Raw genomic sequence first — 11,132 nt, 5'->3', positions numbered from 1 at the left:
TGGCAGGTGGGGGGCACTTCCCCGGCGACGAGGGTGGAGGTCAGGGCGCGACCGCCCATTCCGGCATAGGCGCCGACCGGCTCGGTCTTGGCGCTCGGACCGGTTGCGCCGCCCATCTGTATTCTCAGTATCTGATCCATGGTGTGCCTCCTTTTGGTTTATGGGTGTGATAGTGGGCCAACGCCCGTTCAAGGGGCGGTTTTCCCAGCGGGACTTTGGCGTTTGTGGCGGGATGGGCCGAAAAAGGGCACCTGGCAAAACAATGAAGGAGGGAAACGACTTTGTCAATATGTCAAAAATGAAATAACCGCTTGGATTCAGGCTTAAATTCCCCTGCCAACGGGTGCCGCCGCGGCGTTCGGCCCGGATGCAGACAAGGGTGAGAGGTGCCAGGGACGAGTCAAACTAGTTAAATCCACCCGACCGTTGCCGCCGCGGGCCTGCCGGTGCGCATCACACCGAAATCCCTTCTGTTTCGTGATTGACAAGAAAACACCTTTTGCGGTAGCCTGGAACAGTTTAATGTCGGGTGTGGCAATATGGCACCTGTCGCGGGGGTTGGAAGCATCCGGCTGCGACACTCGCTGCTAGAGCAATGAGGCGTGTGCGCCGGCGGGCCGCCGCCGGATCGAAGCGGCCCCCCGCGGTCCGTTGAGGCGACAGTCGCCGATGCCCTTGCGGGGTACGGCCGGGATCAGGAAAATACGATGATAATTGGATTGGATGTTGGCGGCACCCATACCGACGTCGTCCTTTTGGGCGACGAAGGGGTGGTGGCCGAAATCAAGGTTCCCACGGATGCCGCCGATTTGTTCCAGACGGTTTTAACCGGCCTGGAAGCGATCACCGCCGGCATCGATCCCGCCCTGATCAGCCGCGCGGTGCTCAGCACGACCCTGACCACCAACGCCATCATTCAGGATAAGCTGCCGCCGGTGGGCATGATTGTGGCCTCCGGGCCGGGGGTCGATCCCGAATTTTTCCGCATCGGTGAGCACTATCACGCCCTCAGTGGGGCCATCGATCACCGCGGCAGGGAGATCGACCCCCTGGACGGCGCAGAAATCAAAAAAATCGCCAAGCGGTTCAAGAAAAAAGGGATTCGCCACGTGGGTGTGGTCTGCAAATTCTCCGTGCGCAACCCGCATCACGAACTTCAGATCGGCGAAATTCTCAGCCCATACGTGGACAAGGTCTTCATGGGGCACCAGTGTTCGGGAAACCTCAACTTCCCGCGGCGGATCGCCACCTCATATCTCAACGCCTCGGTCTACCCAATTCACAAGAAGTTCTTCGAGGCCGTCAAACGCTCCCTGGAAAAAAAGGGGCTGGCCATTCCGATCCACATCCTCAAGGCCGACGGCGGCACCATGAGCTTCGAGGCCTCCATCGATTTTCCGGCCCAGACGATCCTCTCGGGTCCCGCCGCCAGCGTCATGGGCGCCATCGCCTTCGCCCCGGTGGAGGAGGAGAGCATCGTTCTGGATATCGGCGGCACCACCACCGACATGGCGGTTTTGATCAACCGCGTGCCGGTGCTGGAACCCCTGGGCATCCATCTGGGCGGCTACAAGACGCTCCTGCGCTCGCTGAAAACCCTTTCCATCGGTGTCGGTGGCGACAGCCATGTGCGTTTGGAGGGGGGCCGGCTGCAAATCGGCCCCGAGCGGCTCGGTCCGGCCATGGCTCACGGCGGGCCGGTGCCCACACCGACCGATGCCCTGATCGTTCTGGGGCTTCTCCAGCGCGGCGACCCGGCCAAGGCCGCCAAGGGATTTGAAGCCCTTGCGGGCCCCCTGGGGATGTCGGTGGCCGCCGCCGCCCAGCACGTCTTCGACGAAACCTGCCGCAAAATCCTGGATGCCGTCGGGGAAATGCTCGCGCAGATCAACAGCCAGCCCGTTTACACGGTCCATGAACTCTACGAGGGGCGCGCCATCCAGCCGGAAATCATGCTGGTCATCGGGGGGCCGGCGCCTGTCTTTGCCAAGCGCCTGGAGGCCCTTTCCAGCTACCGGGTGGGCGTTGTGCCGCGCTGGAAAGTGGCCAACGCCATCGGCGCCGCCCTGGCCCGCACCACCTGCGAGGTGACGCTCTTTGCCGATACCGAGCAGGGCATTGTCGCGGCCCCCGAGGAGAACTACCGTGAGCGGGCCGGCCGCGACTTCTCCCAGGAGGACGCCCTCGAGACGGCCTTCATGCTGCTGCGCCAGAAAGCCCTGCGCGCGGGTTCCAACGTCGATGACCTCGCCACCGAGGTCGTGGAAAACCTGAGGTTCAACATGGTGCGCGGGTTTTACACCTCCGGCCGCAACATTCGGATCAAGGTCCAGGTGAAGCCCGGTCTCATCAACGAGTACGATACGGTTGCCGGAATTCTGGCCACCGAGGATTGACGGCTCCGCGAAAAGCCCAATTTCTGCGTTGCGCTTCATCTCGAAGTCGCTGCGGCGTACCATAAGTAAGCCTCACGCCGCTGAGATTTGCGCGCCGCAGCTTGGCGCTTTTTTCGAAACCGTCTGGATTTTGACTTACCAGTTCATCAGGGTTGAAAGCGGCCCGCCGCCGCCACTCTTAGCCCTCGGAGGCCACCATGCAACGTGCCAAGTACAAGACCGGTCTGGTCTTTTTCCCGGCCTTCGACTGGGCCATCAGCCCGGCGCACCCGGAGCGCGAGGAGCGCCTGCTCTACACCCAGGACCAGGTGTTCGAGGAGGGGCTCTTGGATATCGAGGGGATCGAGGAGTTCAAACCCGACCTGGTGCCCATCAAGGACGTTCAGCGGGTTCATTTCTGCGTGCCGGACGTCTGGAGCGTCATGACCGAGTCGCACTTCATCAGCGCCGGCGGTGCCAAGACCATCGGCATGGCGGTGATGGACGGTCGGGTCCAGCGCGGCTTCGCCCTGGTGCGGCCCCCGGGACACCACGCCATGCGGGTGGTCCAGGGCGCGCGCGGCTTCTGCAACATCAACATCGAAGCCATCATGGTCGAGTACCTGCGGCAGGCCTACGGCGTCGACCGGGTGGCCATCGTCGACACCGACTGCCACCACGGCGACGGCACCCAGGACATCTACTGGCACGACCCCGACACTCTCTTCATCTCCATGCACCAGGACGGCCGCACCCTCTACCCCGGGACCGGGTTCTCCAACGAACTGGGCGGTCCGAACGCCCTGGGCACGACCGTCAACATCCCCCTGCCGCCGCATACCTCGGAAGAGGGCTTTCTCTATGTCACCCAACATGTGGTCAAACCCATTCTGGAGGAGTTCAAACCCCAGCTGGTGATCAACTCCGCCGGTCAGGACAACCATTTTTCGGACCCCATCACCAACATGAACTTCTCGGCCCAGGGTTACGCCCAGCTGACCAGCATCCTGCAGCCGGACATCGCCGTGCTTGAAGGCGGCTACGCCATCGAGGGCGCCCTGCCGTACGTCAACGTGGGGATCATCCTGGCCATGGCCGGTTTGGACTACTCCCAGGTGCGGGAGCCCAACTACGACCCCGTCAAAATTCGCCAAACCCGCGAGACCAGCCGCAGAATCGAACAGATCGGCGAACTCACCCTCCAGAACTGGGCCCAGCGGGAGCAGCGTTCGGCGCGCAGCCGCGAGCGCCGCGGGCTCGACCGTCGGACGCGCAACATCTTTTACGACACCGACAATCTGCTCGAATCCCAGAAGGAAATTATCAGCATCTGCCCGGACTGTGCGGGCGCGCTGCAGATCGATTCGACCGCCGACCGCGGCCGCCACGCGCTGTGCGTGCACATCCCGCGCAAAGCCTGCCAGGCCTGCAGGGAGATCGGCTACCAGTGGTTCGAGACGGCCCAGCGCGAGGCCTACGACGCCGTCATCCTGCAGGACCGCACCGCCGACACCTATCACCAGCGGCAGCATGGCGCCTGACACCGGCCCCCCGGGGCTTCGGCAAACCCGCAACCAAGCCGTGCTGGTTTTCCGGTCGCGGGTGATCCAGGCCATCCGGCGCTTTTTTGAGCGCCATGCCTACCTGGAAGTGGAAACCCCGCACCGCCTGCCAACCCTGGCCCCCGAGGCTCACATCGACCCCCAGCCCAGCGGCGAGTGGTTTCTGCACACCTCCCCGGAGCTCTTGATGAAGCGGCTGCTGGCCGCGGGCTATCCGCGCCTTTTCCAGATCTGCCGCTGCCACCGCCGCGGGGAGCGCGGCCGGCGCCACCTGCCGGAGTTCACCCTCCTGGAATGGTACCGCGCCGGGGCGGACTATGTGGACATGATGGGGGAGACCGAGCGTCTGATCGGTTTTGTGGCGCGGGAGGTGGGGCTGGGTTTCGAGCTGGACTACCAGGGATCAGCGCTGGACCTGCGGCCGCCCTGGCCCAGGCTGTCGGTGGCGGCGGCTTTCGAGCGCTACGGTTCGCTCTCCATGGCCGATGCGCTGGCCGCCGGGCGTTTCGACGAGGTCATGGGGCTTGAAATCGAGCCGCGTCTGGGGTTGCCGCGGCCCCAATTTCTCCACGACTACCCTGCGGTTCACGGCGCCCTGGCCCGTCTGCGGCGGGACATGCCCGGGGTCGTCGAACGCTTCGAGCTCTACATTGCCGGCCTGGAGCTCTGCAATGCCTTTGGCGAACTCACCGATCCCGCCCAGCAGCGGCAGCGCTTCGAGGCTGAAATGGCCGCGCGCCGTGCGGGCGGCAAAACGGTGGGGCCGATGCCCGAAAAATTCCTGGCGGCCCTGGAAGGGATGCCCGAGGCGGCCGGCAACGCCCTGGGGGTGGACCGCCTGGCGATGCTCCTATCGGACCGGTCGCACATCGACGACGTGGTGGCCTTCACCCCCGAAGAGCTGTGAGGACCAAAGGCTGCCGGGCCCGCGAGATCCTATTTGATGAAGCGGTAAAAATCATTTTACCCCGCGGCGCGGTGTTTTTGCAGAAAGGAACTTTGATGGTTACCCCGGTGCCGGGCCGGAAGTCGATAATTCCGATTCGGCTTTGTTCATTTTCTTTTGCGGAAAAGAAAACGAACCAAAAGAAACCGCCCGCGTCCCGGGGCCCTTCGGGCTGCCCTGCGCTTCTCGCAGCCGGCGGGCCCTGTGGAACTCGCTTACGCTCAGACAGCCACAGGGCCTTTTTCGCCGGCTGCTGTGATGCTCGGCCCGGGACGATGGGGCAAAAGACCCCGGCCAAAAAACCCGGTTAGTCCCTTAGAAGTCAAAAACCGGACAGTTCCGTGAAAAGGCCAAGTTACGGCGCGCAAATCTCAGCGGCGTGAGGCGTACTTATTCACGCCGCAGCGACTTCGAGATGCAGCGCAACGCAGAGATTGGACTTTTTGCGGAACCGTCCTATTTGAGCTTCACGCTGTGGCCGGTTTTGACCCCATCGCCGCCGCTCAGCAGGGCGGCCTCGGCCTGCCATTCGGTGACCGCCGAAACCCTGGCCTCACCGACTTTCAGGCCGGGCAGGAAGAACTTTTGGCCCTGGGCGCCGTCGATGGTGCCGCTGTCGTCAAAAATTTCCAGAACCGTGCCGGGTTTGAGCCCGATAGCCGCTCCCGAGGAGAGCTCTATCCGGTCGTTCTCGCGGGCGATGATGAAACCGCTCCAGGGCTGGGCGCTCAGCCGCTGGCAAACCCTGTCGGCGGCCGACTCGGCCAGAAGATCGAGGGTCGCACGGACCGACGGCAGGATCAGGTCTTGGCTGGGCAGGGGGTCGAAGCCGTCCATTTCGTCGACCTGGGTGCGATGCTCGGTGGTTTCGTCCAGCAGTTTGGCGCCGGTGGCGGTGTCGTAAACTACCACGGTGACCTGGATCCGCAGGTAGATGTACGTGTCCTTGTACCAGAGGATGCCCTTTTCCTGGCGGGTGGTGGCGATCTCCGTCAGCGCCGCGGTTAAAATGGCATTCAGGCCCGCCTGCCGGCCGGCCTCGGCCAGCACCAGGTTCTTGGGGCGTCCCGCCTGGGCGTCCCCCTGCTGAAGGGCTGCCAGGACACTTTGAACGCCCCCGTCGCCGTCGGTGGGCATCAAAACCCGCGGGCAGCCATCCCGCAATGTTTGGCTCAGACGATCCTTGAGCTGTTCGGCGAGGGGATGATCCCGGTAAGGGGTGAGGTTTTCCACGGGGCCGATGGCCAGCGTGCGTTTGAGACCGTCACCGGTAAAGGGCAGCTCGCGGGCCAGCTGGCGGCTTTTCTTCTGAATTTTAGAGACCTGCGAACAGCCGCAGAGCAGGGCGCCCAGGCACACCAGTAAGAGACCCATCAGGATCCACCCGGGCCGTATATGGTGGCCGGCTGCCCGAGCCGGCAGCGGCCTCTGGCTGCGCCCGCAGCGGGGCGTGTTGACAGCCGCGCCGGATTCTGTTAGCGCCACCGGAACCCAATTTTTCAACATCAGCAAGGTGTTCCCATGAGTTCAGTAGATGAGCAGATCTTGAGAGCGGCCAAGGAGATCGTGGTCAAATTCATTGAAACCGGAAGGATCTCCCCGACCACCTTACCCGAAACGTTCAGGTCAGTTTACGCGGCCGTAAACGAGACTGTCAAGGGGCTTGCGCCTTCGGCGGAGGATGACCCCCAGGCCCCCGCCAAAAAGTGAGCGTCCGTTTGCGCCAAGGGGGGCCTGAGCGGCCGGCGGCCGCATTCTTTTTTTACCCGCATTTGCTGAAGCCGCAAAAATGGCAGGTCATGCAGCCCTCCTCGAAGCTCACCGTCTGGCCGCAGTCCGGGCAGGTTTCACCCAATAGGCTGTTGCTGCGTTTGGCGGGGGGGCCCTCGGCGCCTTTTTTCAGGTAGCGCTTTTCCAGAATCCGTCCGATGGCATCCGGAATCGACAGCACCAGACCGCCCTTCTGAAATACCGGGTACTCCCCGCCGATCCCCTTGAGCTGCTTGACGATCTCGGCGACCTCGACCCCCGAGCGCAGCGCCAGCGAAACCAGCCGCCCGATGGCCTCGGTCTTGGCGGTGGTCGAGCGGCCGGACTTGCCGATGGTGGCGAAGACCTCGAAGGGTCGGCCCTCATATTCGGTGACGGTCACGTAGAGGTGGCCCATGCCCGTCACCATGCGGGTGGTGAACCCCTCCAGAGTCTCCGGCCGCTCCTTGACCGCGGTCATGAACCCCCTGTCGGCGGCCGTTTTACGGGAAAAGGAGAGCACCTGGTTTTCCCGGCTGCCGTCGCGGTAGATGGTCACCCCTTTGCATCCCAGCTCATAGGCCAGGTCGTAGACCTTGCGCACGTCCGCCACGGTGGCGTCGTGGGGCAGGTTGACCGTCTTGGAAACCGCGTTGTCGGTGTGCTGCTGGAAGGCGGCCTGCATACGGATATGCCATTCCGGCGAAATGTCGTGGGCGGTCACGAACACCCGCCGGACATCCTCGGGAATTTCCGGCATGTCCTGGATGGTGCCCCGGGCGGCAATCGTCTCCATGAGCTCGCGGCTGTAGAAATTGCGCTCCTCGGCCGTTTTTTTGAAATACGGGTTGACCTCGGTCAGCTTGTCATCGTCCATGACATGGCGCACGAAGCTCAGGGCGAAAAGCGGCTCGATGCCGCTGGAGCACCCGGCGATGATGCTCAAAGTGCCGGTGGGGGCGATGGTGGTGGTGGTAGCGTTGCGCAGGCGGCCGTCTCGGCGCCCCTTGAAAACGCTCTTGCCGAAGTTTTCGAACACCCCGCGCTTTCTGGCCAGGGTGCGGGAGGCCTCCCGGGCGGTTTCACGGACAAAGCCCATCACTTCGGCCGCGATCTGCAGCGCGGCCTCGGAGTTGTAGGGGACCCCCAGCTGATAGAGAAGGTCCGCAAACCCCATGACCCCCAGCCCGATCTTGCGGTTGCCCTGGACCATGGCGGTGATTTCGGGCAGTGGATAGCGCGAGACATCGATGGTGTCGTCCAAAAAGCGGACCGACCAGCCGATCACTTCCTTAAGGGCCTCGTAGTCGATGGCCGGGCTGCCGGCCTCGCTGCTGACGAACCGCGCCAGGTTGATAGAGCCGAGATTGCAGGCCTCCATGGGCAGCAGGGGCTGTTCGCCGCAGGGGTTGGTGCTTTCGATGGCCCCCAACTCGGGGGTGGGGTTGTCGCGGTTCATGCGGTCCAGGAAAATGATGCCGGGGTCGCCGTTGGCCCAGGCCCGCTCCACCATCAGATTGTAAACCTCGGCGGCCTTGAGGGTGCCCGCCTTGCGGCCGTCGCGGGGGTCCAGCAGGTCAAAGGCGGCGCCGGCCTCCAGGGCCCGCATGAACGCGTCCGTGACACCAACCGAAATATTGAAATTGTTGAGGGACTGGTGGTCCTGCTTGCAGGTGATGAACTCCAGGATGTCGGGGTGGTCCACCCGCAGGATGGCCATGTTGGCCCCCCGGCGGGTGCCGCCCTGCTTGACCTGCTCGGTGGCGGTGTTGAAAATCTTCATGAACGACACCGGTCCGGAGGCCACGCCGCCGGTGGAGCCGACATTGCTGTCCTTGGGGCGCAGGCGCGAAAATGAAAAGCCGGTGCCGCCGCCGGACTTGTGGATCATGGCGGCGTTCATCAGTGCGCCGAAGATGCCCTCCATGCTGTCCTCCACGGGCAGCACGAAGCAGGCCGCCAGCTGCCCCAGGCGCCGGCCGGCATTCATCAGAGTGGGCGAGTTGGGCAGGAACTTGGCCTCCACCATCAGCTGGTAGAAGATCTCCGCCACCTCCCGCACCCGGTTTTCGTCGCCGTAATTTTTTTCGGCCGAGGCGATATGGGCTGCCACCCGCTGGAACATCTGCTGCGGGGTTTCCAGCACGGTGCCGTCCGGATCTTTTTTGAGATAGCGCCGTTCCAGGACCGTGCGGGCGTTCTCCGAAAGGTTCAGGCCGTTACGGACGAAGATGCTCTTGTCGAAGCGCAGCGAGGCGGGCTTGACTAGGCCGTACTCGCGAAACTTGGCTTCGATCAGCTGCTCGATAAAGGGCACGGTGATGGTGGGCAGTTCCAGCGTTTCGATTTCCTGCCGCAGAAAACGGCTGATGGCCATGGCCTGGTGCGTGTCGAGCACCTTTTCGCGCATCAGGATGTCGGCAAAGCGGTGGTCGTCCCAGACGTACTGGCTGAGATCCAGCTGTCCGTCCTCCATCACCAGAAATTTGCCCTTCTGACCCATGACAGCCCTCCTGCAGTATCGGAGCGGGGCGCCCCCGGAGATCGGTTTTGGATGGATTGCGCCGCCCGGCGGCAACCGGGGCCTGGCAACATATCGACGGGTTCACTTCTTTTCATACCAGATATTGTATGTCAATAGAAAAAAGACCCAACATTTGCCGGTTTGACCCCGGATGCAGGCTTGCCGTGGCCGGCGCCCCAAAAAGACCGGCGCTGGGGTGGAGGGCCTGCCGGCGGCTATTTATCCAGATCCTTGGCTTCCATGACGGCCACCTTGGGGTCCACCCGCCAGGTCACCAGCGGGGACAGCAGGTAGAGCAGCTGCTGGATGAGTACCAGGTAGCCGAAATAGGGGGTGAGGATGAAGACCAGAACCAGCAGCAGGTTGATGCGGGTGAACCAGGGGTGGCGGTCACTGAAGCGGCCCATGTGGATATAGCGGACGGGGTAGAGGTTCATTAGGCCGGCGGTCAAAATGGTCAGCCAGAAGCTGAAGATCGCCCAGTTGCGCGCCGTCTCGGGGGCCGTGAGCAGGTTCTGATCCAAAAGAATCAGCGGGGCGGTGATCAGGAGGGCCGCCGCGGGGGTGGGCATACCCTTGAAAAAACCGGGTATCGGGTGCCGGTCCAGGGTGAAGTAGATCAGGCGGGTGAAGCCCAGCATGGCGTAAAAGACCGCCACCAACCCCACCGGCACACGGGTTGGCAGCGGTTCGGGGAGGGCGCTCAGGCAGATGTAGAAAATCCAGGCCGGCGCGATGCAGAAGCTGACGGCATCGGCGACGTCATCCAGCACACCGCCGATGTTGATTCGGCGCCGGTCCTCGGCCGGGTCCCCGCTGGGATCGGTGAGCCCCAGGCGCCGGGCGACGGCGCCGTCCAACTTGTCAAAGATCGCTGCCCCCATCAGGATCAGGTAAGCTTCGCGGATGCGCGTCTGGTAGGCGAAAAAGACCGCCAGCAGCCCCATCATGGCGTTCATCAGGGTCAGGGCGTTGGGAAAGACCGAGAGAATCCGGCGGCGCAGGCGGTCATCCCCCAGGCAGAGTTCGTCCAGGCAGAGCGTGCCGTATTTGCGGCAGTAGCCGGCGATGGAGCCGAAGGTGATGATCAGAAAGACGATTTCGATCACGAAAAGCCCCCGCAGGGGGAGGTTGCCCAGCCAGGAGATCCAGAAGTAAATTCGGGACGGTGGCCCCTCGGGGATGTAAAAGGCATGAGCGTAGAGGAGAGCGCTCAGGGGCGCGGCCACCACGGTCCGCAGGCGGGTGTATTCGCTCTGTTCGGGCTCCTGGCCCTTGCGCAGGGCGAAGCTGCGCATGAAGCTGGCAAAATTGTCGCGAATCAGCACCGTTACACAGATCAGCAGGACGAAAATGGCGTGCAGCAGTTCGATTTTGGCGTGGGCCGGGGTGCTGAAAAGCAGGCGCCACATCATCCCCACCGCAACCAGCGGAAAAATGATCGAATAGACGATCTTGTCCATGATGCGGTCGGCCAGGTTGGCCAGGGTCGGGTTGGGCTGAAAGCGGGCGGAAAACCAGCCGTCTACCAGGTCGAAGCTCATGGCGATGAAAAGCAGCACGACCCCCAGGGTGTAGAGAACCGGGCTGCGGGTCCACATCACGGCGATGGCGCAAAGCATGCCGGCAAAAACCAGCGGTGGACGGCCGTAGACCAGGATCGCTGTTATTTTTTGTGGAATTTTAAGATGTTCGCTCATCTTCACGCGGGACTGCAGGGTTTCGGCGGCGCTTAAAAAGTCGGCGCCATGCCGCTTCGGGGCTACGCATGGCGGATTGCCGGCTGTGGGGTTAACCCCCTGCCGCCCAACGCCGGCCGCGACGGCGGCTCACCCGCAGTTTTGCGAGGCCTTGTCGATGTCGATGATTCTGCGGCCCCTGGCGTAATGGCGGGTTTCATATTTGGTGATTCCCATCAGTTTGGCGGTCATGGCCGCGATGCGGTCCACCTGCTCCTGGATTTTGAAGGTTTTTTC

The 11,132-nt window shown here is 63.0% G+C and carries 7 protein-coding genes; 4 read left to right on the top strand and 3 right to left on the bottom strand.

Annotation, left to right across the window (positions count from 1 at the left end):
- Positions 1-707: 707 nt before the first annotated feature.
- The 3 genes from LJE63_07825 to genX all read left to right on the top strand — a co-directional run bounded on the left by LJE63_07825 (position 708) and on the right by genX (position 4,844).
- The gene (locus LJE63_07825) at positions 708-2,396 is read left to right on the top strand and encodes a hydantoinase/oxoprolinase family protein (protein ID MCG6906517.1); all 1,689 of its coding nucleotides are present in this window, start codon (positions 708-710) and stop codon (positions 2,394-2,396) included.
- Positions 2,397-2,593: 197 nt separating this feature from the next.
- Positions 2,594-3,916 carry a histone deacetylase gene (locus LJE63_07820; protein MCG6906516.1) on the top strand — a complete coding sequence of 441 codons (1,323 nt, stop codon included), beginning with the start codon at positions 2,594-2,596 and terminating at the stop codon, positions 3,914-3,916.
- A complete protein-coding gene (genX, locus tag LJE63_07815) occupies positions 3,906-4,844 on the top strand; it encodes an EF-P lysine aminoacylase GenX (protein MCG6906515.1) in 939 nt (312 codons plus the stop codon). The genes LJE63_07820 and genX overlap by 11 nt, the downstream gene beginning before the upstream one ends.
- A gap of 495 nt (positions 4,845-5,339) precedes the next feature.
- Here genX and LJE63_07810 read toward each other — a convergent pair whose 3' ends face one another.
- Positions 5,340-6,257: a hypothetical protein gene (locus tag LJE63_07810; GenBank protein MCG6906514.1), complete on the bottom strand. Its 918-nt coding sequence runs from the start codon at positions 6,255-6,257 to the stop codon at positions 5,340-5,342.
- 147 nt (positions 6,258-6,404) lie between these two features.
- Here LJE63_07810 and LJE63_07805 point away from each other — a divergent pair, with 147 nt between their 5' ends.
- Positions 6,405-6,593 (top strand): hypothetical protein, encoded by a 189-nt coding sequence (locus LJE63_07805; GenBank protein MCG6906513.1) that lies wholly within the window; start codon positions 6,405-6,407, stop codon positions 6,591-6,593.
- A gap of 52 nt (positions 6,594-6,645) precedes the next feature.
- Here LJE63_07805 and LJE63_07800 read toward each other — a convergent pair whose 3' ends face one another.
- Both LJE63_07800 and LJE63_07795 read right to left on the bottom strand, forming a co-directional pair.
- Positions 6,646-9,135, bottom strand: a complete 2,490-nt coding sequence (locus LJE63_07800) for a vitamin B12-dependent ribonucleotide reductase (GenBank protein MCG6906512.1) — start codon at positions 9,133-9,135, stop codon at positions 6,646-6,648.
- 236 nt (positions 9,136-9,371) lie between these two features.
- Entirely contained in the window at positions 9,372-10,856 is a 1,485-nt protein-coding gene (locus LJE63_07795) for a CDP-alcohol phosphatidyltransferase family protein (GenBank protein MCG6906511.1), read from the bottom strand.
- Between the last annotated feature and the right edge of the window lie 276 nt (positions 10,857-11,132).

This window comes from Desulfobacteraceae bacterium (assembly GCA_022340425.1).
GTDB lineage: Bacteria > Desulfobacterota > Desulfobacteria > Desulfobacterales > JAABRJ01 > JAABRJ01.
This window is presented reverse-complemented; position numbering and strand designations above follow the sequence as displayed.